Below are 21489 nucleotides of genomic sequence, written 5' to 3'. Positions count from 1 at the left end.
GGACGTCTCGGACATTGGTCAGGTCTGCTGACCACTAGCCCGGATCGGGTGCGCTTGTCCATGCGGCGGACAGTCCTGCGGGGGAGGGGTTAATGCCGCAAGGGAGGGTGGCAGACGGGGGGTGACATGCGTGCACCCCGCATGCACCGGGCGTGCACCGCCGCGGCGCGGCAATCGTGTTGCGCGAAAGGCTTAACGCGCCGCGCGGGCGGCGTGGATCTCAGGCGGAATGCGCGCCGTCGGCGAGGCCCTTGACGAAGTCGAGCACCTGCGCCGGGCTTTCGCCGTCGGCCAGCTTGCCCACGATGGCCGAGCCCACGACGCAGCCATCGGCGACCGAGGCGATCTCGCGGCTGCTTTCCGGGGTGCGGATGCCGAAGCCGACCACGATGGGCAGGTCGGTCTGCGACTTTATGCGTTTCACCTCGGGGCCGACATCGGCCGCCTCGGCCGCCGCCGCCCCGGTGATGCCGGTGATCGAGACATAGTAGACGAAGCCCGAGGTGTTGGTCAGCACCTTGGGCAGGCGCTTGTCGTCTGTGGTGGGGGTGGCGAGGCGGATGAAGTTCAGCCCGGCCTTCTGCGCGGGGACGCAAAGCTCTTCATCTTCCTCGGGCGGCAGGTCGACCACGATGAGACCGTCGATGCCGGCCTCTTTGGCGTCCTTCAGAAACGTCTCGACCCCGCGATTGTAGATCGGGTTGTAGTAGCCCATCAGCACGATGGGCGTGGTGTCGTCGCCTTTGCGGAACTCGGCGGCCATGTCGAGCGTGCGCTGCAGGGTCATCCCGCCTTCGAGCGCGCGCTGGCCGGCGAGCTGGATCGTCGGGCCATCGGCCATGGGATCGGTGAAGGGCAGGCCCAGTTCGATGATGTCGACACCGGCGCCGGGCAGGCCCTTGACCATCTCGAGCGAGGTGTCGAAATCGGGGTCGCCGGCCATGACGTAGGCCACGAAAGCCTTCTTGCCTGCCTTGCGAAGCTCTTCGAATTTGGCGTCGATGCGTGTCATGTCGCGTTCCCGTCGTGATGTTCCGGCATGGTTTGGCGAATGCGGCGCGGAAATGCAATGGCATGTGCATACGGCAGACGCCGGAAATGAGTATTTGAAGCAAGAAAAAGCAGGGGCGTTGCGCTGGGCGCGGCTTGGGCATAGAAGGCGCCGGAACGAGAGCAAAGAGGTGCATCATGGGCTTCAAGATGGGAATCGTGGGGCTGCCCAACGTGGGCAAGTCGACGCTGTTCAACGCGCTGACCCGGACGGCGGCGGCGCAGGCGGCGAATTTTCCGTTCTGCACGATCGAACCCAATGTGGGCGAGGTGGCGGTGCCCGATGCGCGGCTGGACAAGCTGGCGGCGATCGCGCAGTCGAAATCCATCATCCCGACGCGCATGACCTTTGTCGATATCGCGGGCCTCGTGAAAGGCGCCAGCAAGGGCGAGGGGCTGGGCAACCAGTTCCTGGCCAATATCCGTGAGGTCGATGCGATCGCCCATGTGCTGCGCTGTTTCGAGGATGGAGACGTGACCCACGTCGAGGGCCGCGTGAACCCGGTGGAAGATGCCGAGGTGATCGAGACCGAGCTGATGCTGGCCGACCTGGAAAGCATCGAGAAGCGCCGCGCGGGGCTGGTGCGCAAGCTTAAGGGCAATGACAAGGAGGCGGTGCAGGCCGACCGTCTTCTGGCCGCGGCGCAGGCGATGCTGGACGAGGGCAAGCCCGCGCGGCTGGTCGAGGTGGATGCCGAGGACGCCAAGGCCTGGAAGAACCTGCAGCTGCTGACCTCGAAGCCGATCCTGTATGTCTGCAACGTCGACGAGGCCAACGCGGCGGATGGCAACGATCATTCGGCGGCGGTGGCGCAGATGGCCGAGGCGCAGGGGGCGGCGCACGTGATCATCTCGGCCCAGATCGAGGAGGAGATCAGCCAGCTGGATGCCGAGGAAGCCGAGATGTTCCTCGAGGAGATGGGGCTGGAGGAGGCCGGGTTGGACCGGCTGATCCGGGCAGGCTATGACCTTCTGCACCTCGAGACCTATTTCACCGTGGGCCCCAAGGAAGCGCGCGCCTGGACGATCCGCACCGGCACGGCGGCACCGCAGGCCGCGGGCGTCATCCACGGGGATTTCGAGAAGGGTTTCATCCGGGCCGAGACGATTGCCTACGATGATTTCGTCGGGCTGGGCGGCGAGCAGGCGGCGAAGGAAGCGGGCAAGATGCGGGCCGAGGGCAAGAGCTATGTCGTCAAGGATGGCGACGTGCTGCACTTTCTGTTCAACACCTGAGGCGCCGAACGCGGCGGGGCGCTGTCAGCCGTTCCAGCGCACCTTGCCCGGCTACACGCATCGGCGGAGACGTGGCCGAGTGGTCGAAGGCGCTCCCTTGCCAAGGGGATAAAAGCATCTGAAATAAAATGACTTTTCTTCCTTCGGCGCCAATTTGACAAATCCTTGCCAATTCTGTCGGCCGTTTGCGATTTCGATTTTCCGCTTAAGGGCGGTCATGCTACCGTCGGCTTGACCGCTTTGGCTGCAGGTTTCCGGCCGAGAATGCCGGGTGGTTGGTTTCAGCCCTCAGGCCTGGCTTTCGATCCGTTGGTTTTTGTGCCCTGTGGAAAATGATCAGGTCAAAGGCAGCATGGCCGATCGCAAAATGGGATTCTTGGTAGCGCACTTGATCCAAGGACCGGCAAACCACTGAATTGCAATATGCTTAGGCCCGGTCCCTGGCCACGGGTGCCCGCGAATGGCCGAAGAACCGGACCTGTCTTGCCTGGGTGTGGTCAGTGCGGAAGGCGCTTGAGGAATTGGCCTTGACCCTCGGTGTTCGCGACGAGTTCGCTATCGCGGACGATCGCGTTTCCGCGCAGGAAGGTGTCGTTCACAGCGCCTTTCAGGGTCCAACCGTCATAGATCGTGTAACCCGCCGAAGAGGCTGTCGTTGCGTTGGACGGACTCCATTCCCTGTCGAGGTCTATCAAGGCAATATCCGCATCAAGCCCGATCGAGATCGCGCCCTTTCGGTGCGCAAGGCCCATCGCCCTGGCGGAGTTGGCAGAAGTAAGCTCGGCAATCCGTTCCAGACCGAGGCCGCGTTTGTGGTGGCCCTCGCTCAGTAGAATTGGCAGCATCGTTTCCATACCGGGGCAACCCGGTGATGCCTTCCAGATGCCGCCATCCTTGGACGAGAGCGGGCGGTGGACATGGTCAGTGCCGATCGTGTCGATCTCGCCTCGCGCGAGGGCTTGCCACAGCCGTTCCCGATCGGCGGCCTTGCGGACCGGCGGGTTGATTTTTGCAATCTCACCGCCCTCCCATTCGACGTCGTGAGTCAAGTAATGCGGACAGGTTTCCATCGTCAGTGCCGCACCGGCCCCGCGTTGCAGGAGACCGGCCTCAAGTGCCTTTGCCGAAGAGATATGGACAGCATAGACACGCGAACCTGTCTGTTGGCCAAGATATGCGACACGGCTCACCGCTTCGGCCTCGATGAAGTCGGGACGGCTGTCGTCCCAACTGGCCAGTCCACCAGTGCCCTCGGGGTCAGCCTTCATCGCACGGTCCCTGAGGACCCAGGCAATTTCGATATTCTCGGGATGCGGGTTCACGACCGCCCCCTTGCTCGCCGCAAGTTCACACAGTCGGAACAGGAAGCCATCGTCAATGTCCGGAAGACCCAGTCGGGATCCTTCGCCACCTCGGTTGTTGAGAAAAATCTTGAAACTGGAAACACCGAAATCGGTCACATACGAAGGGACCTCGGTCAATTGATCCTCAGTCGAAATGATGAAATGATACCCGAAATCGATACGTGCGCCTTTTTGCGTGACGTCGATGATGTCCTGCGCGACCCCGCTGTATGGCTTGGTCGACAGCAGGTATGGAATAAATGTCGTGATGCCGCCAAGAGCGGCGGCGGCGGTTTCGGCCGCCGCGTCCGCAGGTTCTTCGGGAGCGGCGATGCTATTGCCGTGGCCGAGGTGCAGATGCGGGTCAATGGCCCCGGGAAAGGCGTGGAGCCCCTTGCCTTCGATCGTTTCAGCCGCCGCGTCCGTGGCGTCGGGCGCCAGTAAGGCGGAAATTTTCCCGCCGCTGGCCGCGATGGAGCATTGCGTGGGCCCTCGTCCCGGCAAAATTGCGGTCACGTTGCGAATCAGCAGATCATACATTTTCGATATCCTTCAGAGTTCCCAGCACCTCGTCAGTGGTGCCGACGTTGGCGTATTTCTCGGACATATCGAACAGGTTGACGGCGTGAGAGACCTGCGAGCGGTCGTAAACAGCGTCATGAGGCACCAGTACGGAGAAGTTGTTGGCAAAGGCATCGACAACGGAGCCTCGGACACACCCCGAAGTGGTGCAGCCCGTGACGACCAAAGTGTCGATGCCGCGCTCGATCAGGTAGCTGGTCAGCGGTGTTCCGAAAAAGGCGGAAGGGTGCTTCTTGGGAAGCAAGACGTCGTTTGGCTGCGGAGCAATCTCTTCCGGGAAATCATAACCTTTGGCCGCGACCTTCATCAGGGCGGGATTCTTTTCGGCCAAGCGTCCCTGGTCGAACTTTTCCTTGGGTGCGACATGCGGATACAGCACAGGCCATTCATTGTCGCGGAAGACTTTCAGAAGCCGCTGGATGTTTGCCATCGCGTCCCAGCCGACCTGTCCGCACGACGTCGCGAATTCCTCGACCGCTTCCCAAAAGGGTTTCGGCTCCGTGCCGATGGTTCGGTACTGAACGTCGATGATGAGCAGGCCCGGCCGTTTTCCCGGGCGCGCCTTGCGTCCGAAGCCCGCGGCCTCATAGCGGCGGATTTCCTCTTCTGGAATAAGTCCTTCCCATGGCACACTCATTTTTGAGCCCCTTCCGATTTAGTTGCATAGAGCGCTTCACGCGCGTCCCATTCCGGCTTCTTCACCGCATCCTGCCGCTGCTTGAAGCCTGCGAGAAGCTTTGAGACTTCTTGGAGTGATCCGTGATCCTTTAGCGAGCCGAGGACTGTCTGCGTCGCCAAGAGTGACGCCTGCAGCGCGGCATTGGCGTAGAGCGTGAAGGCGAACCCCATTTCCGCCAGAGCGGCCTGTCCCGGATCGGGTGTATGACCGCCGAATACGATATTTGCCACCTGAGGCGCTTTGAGCTCGCGTGCAATGCGGCCGAGTTCATCCACATTGCGTGGTGCTTCGACGAACGTCATGTCGGCACCCGCCTCCTGGTACATCTGTGCCCGTTCGATGGCTGCGTCGAGTCCCTCGACGGCGCGGGCATCCGTACGCGCGATGATTTGGAGGTTCTCGTCCTGCCGCGCGTCGAGCGCGGCCTTGATCTTCTCGATCATCTCGGCGGCTGGAATGGTGGCCTTACCTTCGAAATGGCCGCATTTCTTGGGAAAGACCTGATCCTCGATCTGCAGCGCCGAGGCTCCGGCACGTTCCAGTTGGCGTACCGTGCGGTACATGTTCATGGCATTGCCGAACCCAGTGTCGGCATCCACGATCAGCGGCCGGTCCACGGTATCGGCGATGGCGGAAACGGTCTGCACCAGTTCGGTCACTGTTCCGAGGCCGATGTCGGGTAGACCGAGTTGCATATTGGCGACACCGGCGCCGCTTACGTAGATGACCGGGAACCCGGCGTCCTCGATTGCGCGGGCGAACAGCGCGTTGGGTGCCCCGGGTACAACGATGGCGCGCCGTTCCGAGGCGAGCTGTTTGAGGGCCTTGCGTGTAGTCATTGAATTGTCCCTTGCTGTCGGGCACAGAACGACTGGCCCGCAAAATTTTCCCAAACTGTCTACAGAATTACATTACTGTCAACAGTTTTGACAAAATTCTATGGAATGCCGCGTCGTCGTCGCTTAATGTGAGGGCTGTTGGAGCAGGAAAGTCAGGGAGTTGATTTATGTCGGAAGGTAAGCGAGACACAGATAGCGCGACGGGGCAGTCACCGGATGGATTGCTGCCGCGCCTGCTCGAGACGATTTCGTCAGGGCATTTCGCGCCCGGCCAGAGGATTAGCGAGTCGGAGCTCGCGCGTCAGCTCGGTGTCAGCCGCGGACCGATTCGCGAGGCGCTCGGGAGGCTGGAGGGTCGCGTGGTCGAGCGTCGTCCAAACCTCGGTGTGAGGCTGATCGAGATGGATCGGGAGAAGCTGGAAGAGTTGTTCCGCGTGCGCGAGGCCTTGGAGGGTATGGCGGCAAGGCTGGCTGCAGAGAACTCCACAAACACAGATCTTCAGCGACTTACAGGGTTGCTCGAGCAGCATGAGCGGGTGATCCAGGGGGATGCGCAGGGAGGCTATCTTCAGGGAATTGGGGATGAAGATTTTCACGTATCCATCGTGAGTGCGTCGGGCTGCGGAACGCTCAAGCGTATCCTCATGGACGAGGTCTATTTTCAGCTTCGCCTTCATCGCAGGCGATCAGGCACCCAGCCGGGGCGTGCGCGCGCAGCCTTGAGTGAGCACCGCGCCATCGTGGATGCCTTGTATGCACGCAACCCGGAGCGCGCCGAGATCGCCATGCGGGAGCACTTGCGCAGCGCCCGATTCAGTGCGCTCGGGGCGCTGGAAGAGTGACGACAGTTCTAAAATTTAAGCAAGTGCTCCGGTGATTTTGGATAGATTAGAGTGCAAAGATTAATTTTTTGGACCTTTAAGGGAGAAGATTTATCAAAAGTGTTGACAGTTTGTGATTTGCATGTGTGTTTTGTGCACATGTCAGCGCATGGCGCGACCAAGAAACCAGGAGAGGTTAATCATGAATAAGAAATTCGCATTTTTAGCGGCGCTCTTTCTGTCTACACTAATGCCCACGGTAGGATCCGCTCAGGCCCCCGGTGTGACCGAAGACACGATCAAGATCGGGACCTACGGCCCGATTACGGGCCCCTATTTCGCCTTCGGCCGCCTTACGATGAACGGCATGGAGGCCCTGTTTGCTGACGTGAATGAAGCTGGCGGCATCAACGGCCGTCAAATCGAACTGGTGCGCGTCGATGACCAGTGCGACCCGGCTGGGGCCATTTCCGCCGTGCGGCGGTTGATATTCAACGAAGAAGTCTTCGCCATTGTCGGCGGATCGTGCTCCAACGGCGTGCTTGCAGCGAAAGAGGACATTGTCGAGTCTGGGATTCCCTACATCAACTTCGCGGCCGCTTCGAACAAGATTTCGGCGCCGAAAGAAGACAACATCTTCACGTCGATGCTGACCTCGAATCTCGAAAGCGCGCTGCAGGCCCAATACCTGGCTGATGTCGGCGCGACCTCTGTCGCGGTCGTCGCCCAGCATGATGCATGGGGTCGTGACCGTCATGAGACGCTGATCCCTGCTCTTGAGGAGAAGGGTATCGAGGTCGTCGCTGACGAGGAATTGTCGATGGAAAGCAACGACGCAACAGCTCAGGTCCTGCGCATTCAGAGTGCCCAGCCCGATGCGGTCGTGCTCCTCAGCTATCCCAAACCGGCATCGATCTTCCTTCGGGATTCGGCGCGCCTTGGGTTCAGTAGCACATTCATTGGAACCTCGGTGATTCCCGACCCGGTCGCCTTCTACGAGCAAGTTGCAGTGCCTGGCGCCACGGACAACTTCGTAACCATCTCCCCGAGCCGCCATCCGGTAGACAGCGAGGAGGCCGCGGAGTGGCGTGAAAAGCTCGTTTCGGCTTTCCCGGACGACACTCCGCATTCCTATAACCTTTACGGAATTACCGCCGGTGAACTGACCGTGGCCGCGCTGGAGGCCGCCGGCGAAGACCTGACCCGCGAAAGCTTTATCGCGGCGCTCGACCAAGTGAACGCGCTTGAAACAACATTTGGGCCGGGGGCGCTTGACTGCTCCACGCACCAGTGCCTGCAATCAGCAGCCTGGATCAAGCGCAACAGTGATGGCGTCGCTGAGGTCGTAGGTACGTCCGAACTGGACTGACCCGCGGTGCGACCCGAACAATAAGGAAAAGGAACTCCAATGCTGTCCGTCCTACTCACCAGCGGAATCGCAAACGGTCTGCTCTATGGTTTGATCGCGCTCGGCGTAGTCGTGCTGTCAAAGGCAGCCAATGCCGTCAACTTTTCGCAGGGAGACCTTATGGCTGTAGGCGGCTTTGTCTCCTATTCCGTAATAAGCGCGGCGGGTCTTGGCCCCGCCGCTGCAATCGTCGCCGTGCTCGTGGTATCCGTGGTCGCCGGGATTGCGAGCTTCCTAATTCTGCGTCCCTTGATGAAGACCGAGCACGTGATGAGCCTGCTGATCGCTACCATCGGCCTGTCTTTTCTGGTCAAGGGGCTGATCCGCCTGATCTGGGGCGGGCAGGGTGACTATCTCGCCGTGCCACCCCTGGTGCAGGGGCCGCCGCTCATCCTTTTCGGTGGGAATGTGATCATTCCGCTGCAGTATCTCGTGATGATGGCCGGTGCCGCAGTCATCATTCTGTTGTTCGCAGCTTTCTTCCGCTTTACCCGCCTTGGCTTGTTCATGCGGTCCGTTGCGGATAATCCGCGTGCCGCGCAGATAGTCGGTATCCCCACGCAGTTGGTGCTATGTTCCGCAATGGTGCTGAGCATCACGGTGACCGCAATCGCGGGCTTCCTTCTCGCACCGGCCACACTTATCTTCCCGGATATGGGCTTCGCGCTGTTCCTGAAAGGGTTCGCAGCTGCCATCATTGGCGGGATCAACAGCCTGCCGGGCGCAATCGTTGGAGGCATCCTTCTGGGCGTCTGCGAGGTGATGGTGTCCGGTTACGTGTCGTCGAGCGCGCAAGAGCTGTCGGCTTTCGTCCTGATTTTCGTCGCACTCATCTTCTTCCCGCGCGGTATCTTCGGCGCGCGCAAGACGCGGAGCGTATAATGCCGGAAAAAATAATGAAACACGCCAAGGGCTGGCTGAACTCGCCAGTCCTGCCAATCCTGATCGCGGTGCTGGTGGGGGCGTTCGGTCTCACATTGAACCCCTACACGCTGTTCCTGCTGACACGGATCGTCATATTCGTGATGCTCATTGTCGGTCTGAACATCATGCTTGGTTACTCCGGCCAGTTCACCTTCGCCCATGCGGCGCTCTTCGGGGTCGGCGCCTATACCACAGGCCTTCTCCAGGTTCACCTTGGCCTGCCCTTCGTGCCGTCGATCATGCTCGCTGTGGTGCTGGTAACCGCGGCGGGGACGCTGCTGGCTCTACCTGCGCTGCGGATCTCGGGCATTCACTTGGCTATCGCGACACTCGCCGTGGCACAGGCCGTTACCTGGGTGCTCGTCAACTGGACCGACGTCACCTTCGGCGCTGGCGGTTTTCGGGCCCCTTCGCTTCGCATGTTCGGAATGGACAAGACGCAAACCATCTTTGTCGTCTCGCTTGTCCTGACGACGGCCGTGTACCTGCTGGTCCGCCAGCTTTTGACAACCAGTTTCGGCCGCCGGTTCATTGCGATCCGGGATAACCAGGTCGCTGCGGCAGCCAACGGCGTACACGTCACGCGCGTCAAGGCCCAGGCGTTCGCAATCAGCGCGGCTATCGCAGGGCTTTCGGGCGGGCTCTACTCGTCGTTGCTCGGGTTCGTGGCGCCGGAGAGTTTCAATCTCGAACAAATGATCCTGATGAAGATCATGGTGGTGGTCGGCGGCATCGGCACGATGCTTGGTTCTGTCATCGGCCCGATCGTGGTGCTGACGCTTCAGGAATGGCTGCGGGACAGTGAGGGCTGGCTCGAGATAATATTCGGGGGAATGCTTGTGGCTTTCGTGCTTTTCCTGCCGCGCGGGCTTGCACCGCTAATCCTGAACGCGATCACCGGCAAGTTCCGCTCACAGAGTGTCGACGACGCGCCCCAGACGGGTCAGTCGCTCAACGCGGCGCCCAGCGAAAATCGAAAAGACGAGGAGGCGGTCTGACATGCTCGATGTTAAGGATGTATCACTTAGTTTCGCGGGCAATCAGGTGCTCAATGGAGTGGACTTCTCTGTTCAGCGCGGTGAGGTTCTTGGCCTGATCGGCCCGAACGGCGCTGGCAAAACGTCGATCATGAATGTCATAACCGGCATTCACCGGCCCAAGGAAGGTGGGGTCCGGTTCGGAGATACCAGCATTTCCCGCCTGCCGCCCCACCAGATCGCTTCCATGGGCTTGCGGCGGACTTTCCAGACCAGTCTGCTTTGCAATGGTCTGAGTGTTGTCGAGAACGTCATGCTGGGGCTCGAGCCGCAGAATTCTTACAATATATGGTCGGCCTTGGTCGCCGGAAAGACGGCCCGGGCTTGGGAAAACGAGGCGCGCGAACGGTCTATGGAGATGCTGGAGTGGATGGGTATGGCACGGTTCGCGGACCGACCCGGTCAGAGCTTGTCTTTCGGCCAACAGCGTCTGGTCGAAATCTCGCGTGCCATGGTGAGTCATCCGGATGTCCTGCTGCTTGACGAACCCGCCGTCGGCCTTACTGCTCCGCGGGTCGAGGAACTGGCCGAAAAAATAAAAAGCATTCGGGACAATTTCGGCACCTCCATCCTGCTGATTGAGCACGTGATGCAACTGGTGCTCTCCGCCTGCGACAGGGTGGTCGTCATGGCGACCGGTACGGTAATCGCCGACGGCCCACCGGAAGAGGTGACGCGTGATCCGGCAGTCATCGAAAGTTACTTGGGGCGAGGGTACTATGTTGAAAGCTGAATCCATAGAAGTCTGGCGTGGTCAGACTCAAGTTCTCAAAGACCTGAGCCTGGAATTGACATCCGGCGCCATTACCGCGCTTCTGGGCGGCAACGGATCGGGGAAATCCACAACCCTTTACGCTTTGTCGGGGCTTGTACCGCTGAAGTCGGGGCGGATCTGGTCGGGTGACACGCAACTTACGGGCGTTGGCCCGCGCCGCGCCGTTGCTGCCGGCATTGCCCATGTGCCCCAGGGCCGCGAGGTTTTTCCCACCATGAGCGTACGAGACAACCTTTTGGCCGGTGCCGCGACGGTCAAGAGCCGCAAGCTCCGGGCTGAACGGATGGATCGCGTGATGGAGACCTATCCAATGCTGCGCGACAAGCTTCATGTCGCGGCTTCCTCGCTGTCTGGCGGAGAGCAGCAGCAGGTCGCGATTGGCCGCGCCCTGATGACCGATCCCAAAGTGATAATGATGGACGAACCCTCGGCCGGATTGTCGCCTTCCATGGTCGACACTTTGATCGACACGATCCGCCGCCTCGGAGATCAGGGGCTGACCGTTCTGTTGGTCGAACAGAATGTGGGCGTTGCGGTGAATGTGGCGGCCGAGGCCATCGTCCTGCAGGCTGGCAAGATCGCCATGCACCGGCCGGCGGCCGAACTGTTGCGCGATAAATCGGTGCTTGCCGCCTACTTGGGGCACTGAGATGGAGGCGAACTATTCAGGCATGCGTGTCGCGATCAGCGGGGCCGGAGGCGATCTCGGTCAGGCATCGGCGGAAGCGTTTGCCGCGGCCGGGGCTGAACTTGTTCTCGTCGACCGGGATCCGCGTCGCCTCAAGGCGACGGCAGAGAGGTTCGGAGCGGTTCATCACGTGTGCGACCAGTCGGACCGGTCTGCCGTGGCTCGAACCTGTGAGGCCATCGGAGCGGTTGATGTTTTCGTGAACAACGCGGGCATAATGGTGCGGAAAAACCTTCTCGATCACACCGATGACGAGATCGATGCCGTTCTCAACGTCAATCTTCGCGGGTCGATCCTTATGGCGCTTGGCATGGCCCGGCAGATGCGCTCAAACAAGGGCCGCCGCGGGGGAGTTATCTGCAACCTCGCCACGCAGCATGCGTTTGCTGGCGGAGGCGGGCGCGGCATTTACGCCGCCTCGAAAGCTGGCATCGTTCAATTCACGAAAGCGGCCGGAGCAGAACTCGCGCTTGAGGGTATTCGCGTCTTCGCCATCGCGCCGGGGCCGGTTGCCAATGCGATGACCGCACAAGCGCGGGAAAGCGCCAGCTATCGCGATGCCGTGATTTCGCGGATGCCGATCGCGCGGTTCCTTGAAAGCGGGGAAATCGCGGATTTGATCGTACAACTCTCACACCCCGACATGACCGCCGTGGTCGGCACCACGGTGCTTGCTGATGGCGGGGGAATTCTGACCTGACCGAGGAAAGCTGAGCCATGGCACTCGAAAACCGATACCCGAACGTGTTTCAGCCGATCGCAATCGGCGGCGTCGAAATTCGCAATCGGATCTTCCTGCCTGCGCATACGACCAATTTCGCCGAGAACTTCCTGCCGACCGACCGCCATGTAAACTACTTGCGCGAACGGGCGGAAGGCGGTGTCGGGCTGCTGTTCATGGACCCGCTGCGAGTACACCCTACCGCACTTGGCAGGGCCGCCGGGCTCGCCGGGGCTTCGCAGGAAAGCCTACCCAAGCTCCGGGACATCACCGCGATGATCCGGGGTCTCGGGGCCCGCATGTTTACCCAGATCACCCATACCGGGCGTCACAGCGACAATTTCACCGACCGTTTGCCTGCATGGGGGCCGTCACCCACGCCCTGGACCACTTCGGGTGAACTGCCTCACCAAATGACTGAACGCGAAATGGCCGAGGTCAGGGATTGCTACGCCACGACTGCGCTGTTTTCGATCGATGCCGGGTTCGAGGGAATGGAAATCCACTTCGGACACGGCCACCTCCTGCACCAGTTCCTATCTCCCGCCTGCAATTCGCGCTACGACGGTTATGGTGGCAGCTTCGAGAACCGCTGCCGGTATCCCTTCGAGGTGCTCGACCACGTGCTGAAGGCGGTGGACGGCCAAGTGCCTGTTGGTGTTCGAGTCTCCGTCGAGGATCTGATGGCGGGGGGCTGCAGCAACGAAGAGGTGACGCGGATCATCGAGCGCGTTGCGAGAACGCCGGGTGTGGCCTTCATTCATGCCTCTGTCGCGGCATATCATTGGCCAAGTATCGGCCACCACGTGTCCGACATGAGCTATCCGCCCCACCCGTTCTTGGCGCGCACACTGGAGATCGCTCAGTTCACCGGTGATGTTCCTTTGCTTGCGGTCAATCGCTATCGCACATTGTCGCATGCGGAAACGGCCCTTCAGACCGGCGCAATCCATATGGTGGGCATGAACCGTGCACACATGGCGGATCCGTATCTTATCTCCAAGACGGCAGCGGGGGATGAAGCCTCGGTACGGCCTTGTATTTCCTCCAATCATTGTATCGGGCAGATCGCTCTGCATCGTCCCATCTCCTGCATGATGAACCCGCGCGTGGGCAAGGAAGGCCAATGGCACGAAACCATCGAGCCTTCGCGCGACCCCCGGCGTGTCCTTGTCATCGGGGGAGGGCCGGGTGGCATGGAGGCTGCCCGGGTGGCGGCCTCGCGCGGTCACGACACGACACTATGGGAGGCATCGGACAAGCTGGGCGGAAAGCTCCTGCTTGGCGCAAAGGGTCATCGCAGGGGCGACCTGAACGAGATGCGGACTTATCTTTTGAACCAGGTTGAAGCAGCCGGAGTCCACATCGAAACTGGCCGGACTGCCACGGCCAAGGATGTTGCGGCTTTCGGACCGGACCATGTCGTTCTGGCCTCCGGAGCGGTGCCGTCGACCCACCCCCCTGGGCTGGACCGGAGTATCGAGGATGCGATGGAAGACGAAGCCGGGAACTGGACCGGACGCAAGATCTTGATTGTCGATGTCTCGGGTTCCTGGGCCTCGCTATCGGCGGCCGAAACACTTGCCGCACGTGGCGCCGAGGTCATGGTGTCATGCTCGCCAGACAGCCCTTTCTGGGACGTGAATATTTACTCGCGCATGATAGCGATGGAGCGGTTGTCCGAACTGGGCGTCCGCCTGCGTCCAGGGCTTTCTCTGAAGGGGCACGACAACCAGAGCCTTGTCTTTACCAACAAGTTTACCGGGGAAACGGAGACTTATCCTTACGACGAGGCGCTTTTCGCTTCTCGGGGGAAATCCGCCTTCACACTGCAATCCAACATCGAGGCGCTCGAATTGCCGCTCTCGGTGGTGGGCGATGCGCTTGCGCCGCATTCGCTTTTCGAAGCGATGCACGATGCGCAAGCGGCCGCCCGAATGATCTGATCTGAACTTAGGAAGGAGTTAAGATGTCCACTCTCTACACCACCAAGGCAACTGCGTTTAACGGACGTGACGGCCGAGTTACGACTGAAGATGGCGCTGTCGACCTGGCGCTGGTGCGTCCTCCGGAACTTGGAGGCAAGGGCGACGCCGGCACCAACCCTGAACAGCTCTTTGCCTGCGGTTACGCGGCCTGCTTCGGTGCCACTTTGCAAGCGCTCTCCCGACCTCGCAAACTGTCCCCCAGCCGCAATGAGGTGAAGGCCGAAATTGGATTGGTGAAACGAACCGAGGGAGGTTTTGTTCTGTCTGCAAAGCTTCAGGTGATATTGGCCGGCATATCACAGAATGAGGCGGAGGAACTTGTTGAGGAAGCGCATCGGACCTGCCCTTACTCGAACTCGATCCGCCAAACGATCGATGTTGAAATCGAGACCATTGTAGCCTGATTGGCGGGGTTCGTGCGAGATTGTTCAAATGCCTCTGGTATGTTTGGGGTATCCGTCTGGCCGGAACATCCAGTCCTCAAAAAGAATTGATCCGAGCAAGATTTTATCTTTCACTTGTCCCGGTTCGGTGTCCTCGCCGGAATGCATCGGATAGCAGTGGCTGTTCCACATAAAATTCAAAGCATGCCCGGGACATATCTCTCCCGGGCATGCTTTATTTCCGGACGGTGACCAATGCGCCGAATTTTACCGGCTCGCCAACATCTTCGCGGAAGTTCCATCCATGTTGGAGAAGGCGGTTTCGACAGAATACGTGCGCGTGATCGCGTCATCTCGACTTCGGACAATGGTGAAGGAAACCTTGCCTGCACTGCCGGAGAGGTGCGGCAGTCGGACGTAGTCAACAGCTGATAGACCGCCGTCTGCTGATGAAAGTGTTTGGGATGAGGGGAGCGAGTGTTTCATCGCAAGGAACTGGTTCCCTGCGAGCCAGCCCGGAAATTCGCGCCCGCACGAATTGACCGGTCGTCACTTCGTTCAGGCTACCAGAGCCTTACGCCTGCGTAGGAATTTCCGCTTGAGATGGTGGGCACCTAAATTCTTCGATGGCCGTGGAATGTTTGAGGCCGGTCCGATGTCCGTTGACAAATCGTTGCCGAGCGGCGGGGAATTTTATGGCGACGCCGGGAAACATATTCAGCTTCCGGCATGTTTTGTTGGCAATCAAGAATTGGCGTTTTTCGCCTTGTTTCTCGGTTCCTGTCCCTCTAAACGGGTCGGCGGAGACGTGGCCGAGTGGTCGAAGGCGCTCCCCTGCTAAGGGAGTAGGCCCGGAAGGGTCTCGAGGGTTCGAATCCCTTCGTCTCCGCCATTTGCCATAAGCCATTGAAGAGTAAGGGTGTACCCGCATGTGGCACACCCTACCGCGTGGTGCATGTCGTACCACAAGGAGCAATCGGCCAACGTGTCAGGCAGCGAGGCGTCTGGCATGCAGTACCTCTTCAAGCCGAGAGATAAGGGCTACTCGCTCCGTATGCCTACGCCGAGTGTCCTTGTCGGGACCGAGAACCCATGAACCGGGACGCCGTTCGGGATCGAGATTAAGCTCGGACTGGACACGCGCCACCACGCGGAAATGGTTCGGATACGAGATGTTCGTGTTGGTCGGATACGGCAACTCGAGGCGGATGCGCGGCCAGTAAAGGGCAACGCAGTGTGGGCAGAATCATCGACTTGCCTTTTCAGCAAGCTGTTGAGGCGACAATGCTCCAATGCACCTTTAGCGAAGACGGTTTTCTTCACTGAACAGCTCATGCAAGACCCGCTCGTAAAAGCGTTTCTCTGACGGCTGGTGCGCGCCTTGTGACTGCCCGACGCTTGCTTTGCCGGGACGTTCGTCGCAGCTTTGAAGTTCCTCTTCGAGTTGCTGAACTGCCGTCACGGATTTTTCAATTGCGCCTTTGGTTCCCGTCCGAGACAACAGACGCGTCGATACAGGGTTGCTGAGCAGCACCTCTATGCGATCGTCGTCGATGTAGCTACGGATCCGGGCCCCGAATAGTTCTCCGAGGTTCTTTGCTCTCAACAAGTTGGCGGAAGATTTGGTGCTATGGACCAGGATCACGAATATCCCGCTGCCACGATAGGAAAAGACGCATTCAAATTCCTCTGTGGCGCGATGGATGGAATAGGCCATGCTTTGGATCGCTTCACGAAACTTTGTGCTGCCAGCAAGATCGTAGAACAGCCTCGCGTCGTGCAACATCACCGAAACGGCGTAGGATCCGAAGATCTTCGCGCGCGCCAAATGGGACACGTAATTTTCAAACTCGATGTAGCGCAAGAAGGAGTCCACGTCGCCAATCGAAATAGGGTCATCGAAACTGAACTGATGAACCTTGGCGGTCTTGAGCTTCAGCTTACTCAGGGTTTCCGTGCTTTTCTCGGCCGCTCGTCGCGCCTGGACAAGCTCGTGCGCGCATTTGATGCGGCTGCGCAGTTCATGGAAATCGAATGGCTTATTGATGAAATCGGACGCGCCAGCGCGAAATGCGGCGTCAATGTATTCTCGATCCCTCATGGCCGTCAGCATTAACACGGGCGTTTCCGCGTATTCCGGCAAGGCACGCAAATCGGCGAGCAGTTCGATGCCGTCGATGTCGGGCATTTGGATGTCCAGAAGCACGCAATCGAAGGGCACGTCTTCATCCAGGATGATCTCGAATGCGTCCGCGGCAGAGCTTGCGGTCAGAACGTCATAGTCTTCCAGCGTCTCGAGCGCGGTTTTGACCAATTCCAGAATGCTGGGTTCGTCGTCGACGACGAGGACGCGAAATGCTGGCTCTTCATCGGCCATCTTGTGCAGCCGTCGCTGAAAAGCGTCTTTGTCGTGATCTGAGATTGACATGTTCCATGCTCGCTGGGTTGGGATCTGCACGACCACCTTCCTCAATCAATTTGATCAATTTGAGGCATAAACACCAAAAAATATAGACTATTGTGCCAGAATTATGATGCCAGACTGGCCCGTATCTGATGCCGGGTCGGCAATTATGACAAGGCGTGGTGCCCAACGCGCCTATACCGCGGGACCTTTTGCAGAGGATGTGTGTGGCGTATTTGTGGCTGATATTTTAAAGCTTTGATCTTTACGCAGCAAGCTTGGGATCTGGCTTGCGCAACCTCAGGTTTCGTTGCGGCGGATTGCAACGGATGCTTAGCGTTCTGACGCTTGGAAAACCTGACGCCATGCGCTGATGGCCTTGAAAACGCCGGAGTTCGAAAACGCTGCGAAAACCCGGTCGTTGCCGTCCTCTGCAACCAAGACCTGGACGTCCTGCGTGATCGCGAAAGCCGAGCAGGATGGGCACGCCGTATCAATGCGGCAGGCAATTTTTCGACTTTCGGCTTTCGACAAGACGATGTCTCGAAGCGACTGCAGCCGTTTCGTGAGCTCGCCGTCAGACCCATGTGTCAATATCCGACCATTGCTTTCCTGGTAGATCCACCCCAAGCACTGCGAGTGTGACAACTTGAGAAAGGTCTTCAGCCGGTTTTCGAAACCTGGTTGATGGCCGAATTGGCTCATGTGCGTTGCGGTACAGGTCGTGCCTTGTGTCATTATGGCTGGCGCCCGTCCGGCAAGGCGCAAGCGCATCGGGCCGGATCGAAGGAACAAGGCTTTGATCGCCTTTGCGTATTCTCGCGCGACGGCGTCCGCGTCGCGATATCGCTCATTGTCGGGTTCGAACTTATTCTCGCCGATTTTCAATTCGATCAAGCGTCGATTGGAGACCACGATTGTTGCTTCCGTCCCCTTATCGGAACACAGGGCAAACGTGCGCGGCAACACCGTTTCATCGATTTCCTGCGTAAGACGGCTGATCAACCCGGCAAAGTCCCTCGCAGGCATATCTTCGCTTCCGCTTAATGCTTCGCTCGGTGCCATCACACGGTCAAGCATGCCGCGCAGTAGGTGCGCGGTCGCATTGTCATTCATCGTAGACGCGGTTTTCGAATGTCTTTTCACGTCGCCCCCGCCATGTCAGCCAGGATTTTCTGAGCTGACCGAGTGGCAAGCGGAACATCCGACAGGTCATCGCAAATGCAACACACAACATCCGGATTGCCCGCTTGGTATCGCACGAATACCCGGAGTTCATCCGGCATGGCCAGAACCACGAGATCATTGTCGCCTGACATAAGGTCAGACATTTCGAAATTCGCCGATGCCTGGCGCAGCACTTCGTCCAGGTACTCTTGCTTGTACAGGTCGGACGCACTTGTGCGCAGGGCGAGTCCCGTCGAGATGTCGCCGAACGAGGCAAGGGTGCAGCTTGGCACCGTCTGCCTCAGTTCATCGAGGCGCTCCGAAAGGGACATCGAGGGATCCATGGGACGCAGGTCTGCTAGCCGTTTGCCATCCGGGCCTTGACCGGCCTTTCGGTCCGACCGCGCATCTGGGTCAGGACACGCACACGCTTGGGAACAATACTTGCCGTCTGGTCTGCGGCGGCCGGGAAAGCGGCTGCTTCTTTGCCATCGTCATCAGACGGTGTCTCTGCAGCTTTTTCATCGGATGCGAAAGCTTCAGCAGGCATGTCGTCCGAGTGAAGTGACGCCGGTTCGGCAAATGACACCGCGGAGGTCTTCATCAGGTTTTCGACCAGATCATTGATGAAATCCGCGGCCCCGCTGGCGCGCCACTTCGCCTCGTCCTCTCCGGCGGCAATAGCCTCGGTGATTGAGATGGGGAACGTTCCGCGGAACAGCCCCTGCGTTTCCTTGCGCACGCGGGTCATCACGCGATTGAGGTCCCTTTCGGAATGGAACTTGTCGACCTGGGTCACCAGAAGATAGTTCTCTCCGTTGGTGCGTTCCGAAATCTGTTGCCACGTGGCGGCTTCCGATTGCCGCCAGGCTTGCGTCGCTTGCGTGCACCACACGACACTATCAACCTCGTCCATGACAGACATCCAGACATCCGACGACATGCTCGGATCCGAGATCCCGGGCATGTCGATCAGGTCGCAGATTTCCAGCGTATCGCAGGGCTTGTAGAGCCGGATCAGGCGCGTCTCTTCCAGTCTAACCTGTTCGATCTCGTCGATGTCGATACGCGTCTCGACCCCATCGTGCCCCACCGCATAGGCGGCCTCTTCGCCATGGCTGATAAGAACGGGGGGCAGACGCGTCGCCGTGATCTTGATCGGCAGGGGGTTCTCGCCGAGAAAGAGCTTGATCAAGGTGCTCTTGCCGGCGCTGAACTCGCCCATCAGGGCCAGACGGGTTTTGCGGGGCGTCCCGCCAGATGCATCATGGGTCACCGGTGTCTCCTTCGTCATGTCGCGTAGCGCCGGAACGTCTCGAGCGTGTCCTCGAGCTGTCGTTCGCGGTTTTCATTTTCGGATGCGTCGAACAGGCTTTTGGCATTGCCTTGGCGTTCTGCGTCAGAGGTCAGGCTGATCAGGATGCTTCTCTGCTCTTCCAGGAAATGCTCCAACTCTCCGAGCAATTCCGCCTGAATATCAGCGGTTTGCACGTCCTTCATCTGGACCATGAAGTCTTCGGTTTCGGCGCTGATGAGATCGCCGAACTTCTTTGCGAAGGCCTTGTAACCACGCATCCTGCGCCACCAAAGCGACCACCAGCTATCGTTGAAATCCAGCGCGATCGTCTGGCTGAGCGAGACGGGTGCGGGCACCTGGGGGACGTCCGGCACGGCAAGCTGGATGCCTTCCACGGCCGGGCCAAAGCCACGGAACAAGAGCTCCGCGGTCTCGGTCACGGCTTGTTCGTAAATTGCCTTTGCGGATTTGCGTGCCTGGTTGCCCACGGCGGAATAGGCCGATCGCAGCAGCACGCGAAGTCCGGTTGGATCGTATTCCCAGACATGTTCGTCGCCGTAATTTTCAAGGTGGCCAAGCAAGGAGTGTGTTGCGCGTTCAACGAAATTCGCATGGGCACGATCGGCGCGGATCCTGTAATCGTCGAAGATGCGTGACAGCTGCGACTCAAGCGTTGCGACAGTGTCTTCTGCCATGCGCTCGAACGCTGCCAGTATCTGTTCCGAGCTCAGGTCGCTGGCGACGCGCTCACCTTCGACCCGGACCGTCCGGACCGCCTGTTGCGACGTTGCGATCGTGGTTGCGGAGGAGGCAACGCGTTTGAGGAACGGCGCGCCGAGACTGGTTACGATCTGGTCGGACACCGCTTCCATCAGTTGCGGCAGGCCCGACATTTCCCAGATCACGCCCACGGGTGTGTTGCGGGTGAACTTTTCGCCCAGCACAGCCCTGCAGAACGAGACGAGAGCATCTGCACTGGCCTTGTGCATGGACTGCAACTCGCCCGTAAGAACCATGTTTGCCCAGTAGGCGCTTCCGAACACAAGCTGCGCGTCCTCAGGACCGCCATTGAGCTTGAGCGTTGCGCGGATACTGTCCTCGATCTCGGACATCTGGTTCGCCGGATCCGAAAGCTCGTCGATCCGGTTGACGAAAATTATCACGTCGCGCGATTTCAGGTTCGAGATCATGCGCAGAAGCGCCATGTCCACCGACGTCAGGGCTTGCGTGGCCGACAGGACAACGATGCAGACACGGCTGTCGCGCAACGCCTGGATCGTGACCAGCTCGCGGACCATGAATGTATCGTTCACGCCGGGCGTGTCCCGAAGACACATGCGGAACGGAACGCTCTGACAATTCAGAAAGAGCTCGGCAGAACGCGTGATATCGGCAAATCGCCCTTGGTCGTCAGAAATCGCGTCTTGCGCATCCACGTCGAAATCGTCGCCGAGGCAGATGTAGCGTTCGAGCAAGTTCTTGTCGAAATAGCTGTATTCGTGCTCCTGCCCCATGAGCAGCTCGAAATTCCGACCAAGACGCGCCTTCGACATCGCGCGCATCCGCTCGATTTGCTCCTGAATCTTTGCGAGTTCGCTGTCTGCTCCGGCACGGTCTGCCAATTCACCGATGCGCCCGCCCTTGGTGGTCAGTCGTGCCCATTCGTCTTCGGTCATGAAGCGGAACCGGGCGCCTTTCTCGGCGCGTTCTTTTGCCGGGGTCAGATGCAGGGATGTCACCACGGACGTCCACGGGTTGACGTCGGATGGCAAGAGGTCGGACCAACCGGCAATCGCGTTGATCAATGCTGTCTTGCCGGCCTTGACCTGTCCGAGAACGGTCACGCGAGGCTCGAACGTGGCCAGTTCGTTCTTCAGGCGATCAATCGGTTTCCGGCTTTCCTCGCCCACGAGTTCGCCAAGCGCGTCGATGGCGTCTTCAAGTGCCTCGGTGTCCTGGGCGAAATCCGCGAGTTTTTCCATGCCAGCCCGCAGGTTGGACGGGCCTGACGAGGCCCGAATTTCTGTCGCAGTATCAAACTTCGCTTCGATGTTCATAAAGGCACCTGTTGTTCGCGCAGTCGCGGCATGGTCTATGTGTTGTCCTGCTCGGCGCTCGCGCTTGGGTAAAAACTGCCCAAGAATTGT

General features: G+C 59.4%; 19 protein-coding genes and 1 tRNA gene. 11 read left to right on the top strand and 9 right to left on the bottom strand.

Features of this window, described 5'->3' with window-relative positions; translation table 11 throughout:
* Positions 1-220: 220 nt before the first annotated feature.
* Positions 221-1012: a tryptophan synthase subunit alpha gene (gene trpA / locus PVV74_RS09610; protein WP_274593017.1), complete on the bottom strand. Its 792-nt coding sequence runs from the start codon at positions 1010-1012 to the stop codon at positions 221-223.
* A gap of 176 nt (positions 1013-1188) precedes the next feature.
* On the opposite strand from trpA, the gene ychF reads away from it, so the two are divergent.
* Positions 1189-2286, top strand: coding sequence for a redox-regulated ATPase YchF (gene ychF, locus PVV74_RS09605; RefSeq protein ID WP_103763343.1), 1098 nt, complete (start codon positions 1189-1191; stop codon positions 2284-2286).
* Positions 2287-2783: 497 nt separating this feature from the next.
* On the opposite strand, the gene PVV74_RS09600 is transcribed toward ychF, so the two are convergent.
* From PVV74_RS09600 to PVV74_RS09590, 3 genes are read right to left on the bottom strand one after another with little or no spacing between them, the layout of a single operon-like run.
* Complete coding sequence (locus tag PVV74_RS09600; RefSeq protein WP_211286138.1) at positions 2784-4169, bottom strand: dihydroorotase; 1386 nt, start codon at positions 4167-4169, stop codon at positions 2784-2786.
* Positions 4162-4848: an isochorismatase family protein gene (locus PVV74_RS09595; RefSeq protein ID WP_274593016.1), complete on the bottom strand. Its 687-nt coding sequence runs from the start codon at positions 4846-4848 to the stop codon at positions 4162-4164. Before PVV74_RS09595 ends, PVV74_RS09600 begins: the two co-directional genes overlap by 8 nt.
* The gene (locus PVV74_RS09590; protein ID WP_274593015.1) at positions 4845-5729 is read right to left on the bottom strand and encodes an isocitrate lyase/PEP mutase family protein; all 885 of its coding nucleotides are present in this window, start codon (positions 5727-5729) and stop codon (positions 4845-4847) included. Before PVV74_RS09590 ends, PVV74_RS09595 begins: the two co-directional genes overlap by 4 nt.
* A gap of 167 nt (positions 5730-5896) precedes the next feature.
* On the opposite strand from PVV74_RS09590, the gene PVV74_RS09585 reads away from it, so the two are divergent.
* The 10 genes from PVV74_RS09585 to PVV74_RS09540 all read left to right on the top strand — a co-directional run bounded on the left by PVV74_RS09585 (position 5897) and on the right by PVV74_RS09540 (position 15366).
* Positions 5897-6571: a GntR family transcriptional regulator gene (locus PVV74_RS09585; protein ID WP_103763347.1), complete on the top strand. Its 675-nt coding sequence runs from the start codon at positions 5897-5899 to the stop codon at positions 6569-6571.
* Between the two features lie 181 nt (positions 6572-6752).
* Positions 6753-7919: an ABC transporter substrate-binding protein gene (locus PVV74_RS09580; RefSeq protein WP_274593014.1), complete on the top strand. Its 1167-nt coding sequence runs from the start codon at positions 6753-6755 to the stop codon at positions 7917-7919.
* Between the two features lie 39 nt (positions 7920-7958).
* On the top strand, positions 7959-8840 hold the full coding sequence (locus PVV74_RS09575) for a branched-chain amino acid ABC transporter permease (protein ID WP_103763349.1): 882 nt from the start codon (positions 7959-7961) through the stop codon (positions 8838-8840).
* Between the two features lie 14 nt (positions 8841-8854).
* On the top strand, positions 8855-9880 hold the full coding sequence (locus PVV74_RS09570; protein WP_274593013.1) for a branched-chain amino acid ABC transporter permease: 1026 nt from the start codon (positions 8855-8857) through the stop codon (positions 9878-9880).
* 1 nt (position 9881) lies between these two features.
* The gene (locus tag PVV74_RS09565; RefSeq protein WP_274593012.1) at positions 9882-10652 is read left to right on the top strand and encodes an ABC transporter ATP-binding protein; all 771 of its coding nucleotides are present in this window, start codon (positions 9882-9884) and stop codon (positions 10650-10652) included.
* Positions 10597-11343, top strand: a complete 747-nt coding sequence (locus PVV74_RS09560; RefSeq protein WP_146050029.1) for an ABC transporter ATP-binding protein — start codon at positions 10597-10599, stop codon at positions 11341-11343. Before PVV74_RS09565 ends, PVV74_RS09560 begins: the two co-directional genes overlap by 56 nt.
* Positions 11344-11365: 22 nt before the next feature.
* Positions 11366-12082, top strand: a complete 717-nt coding sequence (locus PVV74_RS09555) for an SDR family NAD(P)-dependent oxidoreductase (RefSeq protein ID WP_274593011.1) — start codon at positions 11366-11368, stop codon at positions 12080-12082.
* A 17-nt stretch (positions 12083-12099) separates the two neighbouring features.
* Positions 12100-14049 carry an oxidoreductase gene (locus PVV74_RS09550; protein WP_274593010.1) on the top strand — a complete coding sequence of 650 codons (1950 nt, stop codon included), beginning with the start codon at positions 12100-12102 and terminating at the stop codon, positions 14047-14049.
* Positions 14050-14072: 23 nt separating this feature from the next.
* Complete coding sequence (locus tag PVV74_RS09545; RefSeq protein ID WP_103763355.1) at positions 14073-14495, top strand: organic hydroperoxide resistance protein; 423 nt, start codon at positions 14073-14075, stop codon at positions 14493-14495.
* Positions 14496-15276: 781 nt separating this feature from the next.
* Positions 15277-15366 (top strand) — tRNA-Ser (locus PVV74_RS09540).
* Positions 15367-15774: 408 nt separating this feature from the next.
* Here PVV74_RS09540 and PVV74_RS09535 read toward each other — a convergent pair.
* The 5 genes from PVV74_RS09535 to PVV74_RS09515 all read right to left on the bottom strand — a co-directional run bounded on the left by PVV74_RS09535 (position 15775) and on the right by PVV74_RS09515 (position 21399).
* Positions 15775-16851: a response regulator gene (locus PVV74_RS09535; RefSeq protein WP_274593009.1), complete on the bottom strand. Its 1077-nt coding sequence runs from the start codon at positions 16849-16851 to the stop codon at positions 15775-15777.
* 360 nt (positions 16852-17211) lie between these two features.
* Positions 17212-17994 carry a hypothetical protein gene (locus tag PVV74_RS09530; RefSeq protein WP_103763358.1) on the bottom strand — a complete coding sequence of 261 codons (783 nt, stop codon included), beginning with the start codon at positions 17992-17994 and terminating at the stop codon, positions 17212-17214.
* Positions 17995-18020: 26 nt separating this feature from the next.
* Entirely contained in the window at positions 18021-18377 is a 357-nt protein-coding gene (locus PVV74_RS09525; RefSeq protein WP_146050031.1) for a hypothetical protein, read from the bottom strand.
* Positions 18378-18403: 26 nt separating this feature from the next.
* Positions 18404-19321 carry a dynamin family protein gene (locus PVV74_RS09520; protein WP_245890479.1) on the bottom strand — a complete coding sequence of 306 codons (918 nt, stop codon included), beginning with the start codon at positions 19319-19321 and terminating at the stop codon, positions 18404-18406.
* 14 nt (positions 19322-19335) lie between these two features.
* Positions 19336-21399, bottom strand: coding sequence for a dynamin family protein (locus PVV74_RS09515; RefSeq protein ID WP_274593008.1), 2064 nt, complete (start codon positions 21397-21399; stop codon positions 19336-19338).
* Between the last annotated feature and the right edge of the window lie 90 nt (positions 21400-21489).

The organism is Roseovarius sp. SK2 (assembly GCF_028807495.1).
GTDB classification, from domain to species: domain Bacteria; phylum Pseudomonadota; class Alphaproteobacteria; order Rhodobacterales; family Rhodobacteraceae; genus Roseovarius; species Roseovarius confluentis.
Note: the sequence above shows the minus strand (reverse complement) of the source record. Positions and strands in the feature narration are given on the sequence as shown.

Excerpts from the sequence above, each read along its gene's own strand:
- PVV74_RS09530 (WP_103763358.1), bottom strand. The coding sequence starts at position 17,994 with ATGAATGACAATGCGACCGCGCACCTACTGCGCGGCATGCTTGACCGT.
- PVV74_RS09515 (WP_274593008.1), bottom strand. The coding sequence starts at position 21,399 with ATGAACATCGAAGCGAAGTTTGATACTGCGACAGAAATTCGGGCCTCG.
- PVV74_RS09545 (WP_103763355.1), top strand. The coding sequence starts at position 14,073 with ATGTCCACTCTCTACACCACCAAGGCAACTGCGTTTAACGGACGTGAC.
- PVV74_RS09600 (WP_211286138.1), bottom strand. The coding sequence starts at position 4,169 with ATGTATGATCTGCTGATTCGCAACGTGACCGCAATTTTGCCGGGACGA.
- PVV74_RS09555 (WP_274593011.1), top strand. The coding sequence starts at position 11,366 with ATGCGTGTCGCGATCAGCGGGGCCGGAGGCGATCTCGGTCAGGCATCG.
- PVV74_RS09570 (WP_274593013.1), top strand. The coding sequence starts at position 8,855 with ATGAAACACGCCAAGGGCTGGCTGAACTCGCCAGTCCTGCCAATCCTG.
- PVV74_RS09585 (WP_103763347.1), top strand. The coding sequence starts at position 5,897 with ATGTCGGAAGGTAAGCGAGACACAGATAGCGCGACGGGGCAGTCACCG.
- trpA (WP_274593017.1), bottom strand. The coding sequence starts at position 1,012 with ATGACACGCATCGACGCCAAATTCGAAGAGCTTCGCAAGGCAGGCAAG.
- PVV74_RS09580 (WP_274593014.1), top strand. The coding sequence starts at position 6,753 with ATGAATAAGAAATTCGCATTTTTAGCGGCGCTCTTTCTGTCTACACTA.
- PVV74_RS09525 (WP_146050031.1), bottom strand. The coding sequence starts at position 18,377 with ATGTCCCTTTCGGAGCGCCTCGATGAACTGAGGCAGACGGTGCCAAGC.
- PVV74_RS09535 (WP_274593009.1), bottom strand. The coding sequence starts at position 16,851 with ATGGCCGATGAAGAGCCAGCATTTCGCGTCCTCGTCGTCGACGACGAA.
- PVV74_RS09565 (WP_274593012.1), top strand. The coding sequence starts at position 9,882 with ATGCTCGATGTTAAGGATGTATCACTTAGTTTCGCGGGCAATCAGGTG.
- ychF (WP_103763343.1), top strand. The coding sequence starts at position 1,189 with ATGGGCTTCAAGATGGGAATCGTGGGGCTGCCCAACGTGGGCAAGTCG.
- PVV74_RS09595 (WP_274593016.1), bottom strand. The coding sequence starts at position 4,848 with ATGAGTGTGCCATGGGAAGGACTTATTCCAGAAGAGGAAATCCGCCGC.
- PVV74_RS09550 (WP_274593010.1), top strand. The coding sequence starts at position 12,100 with ATGGCACTCGAAAACCGATACCCGAACGTGTTTCAGCCGATCGCAATC.
- PVV74_RS09575 (WP_103763349.1), top strand. The coding sequence starts at position 7,959 with ATGCTGTCCGTCCTACTCACCAGCGGAATCGCAAACGGTCTGCTCTAT.
- PVV74_RS09590 (WP_274593015.1), bottom strand. The coding sequence starts at position 5,729 with ATGACTACACGCAAGGCCCTCAAACAGCTCGCCTCGGAACGGCGCGCC.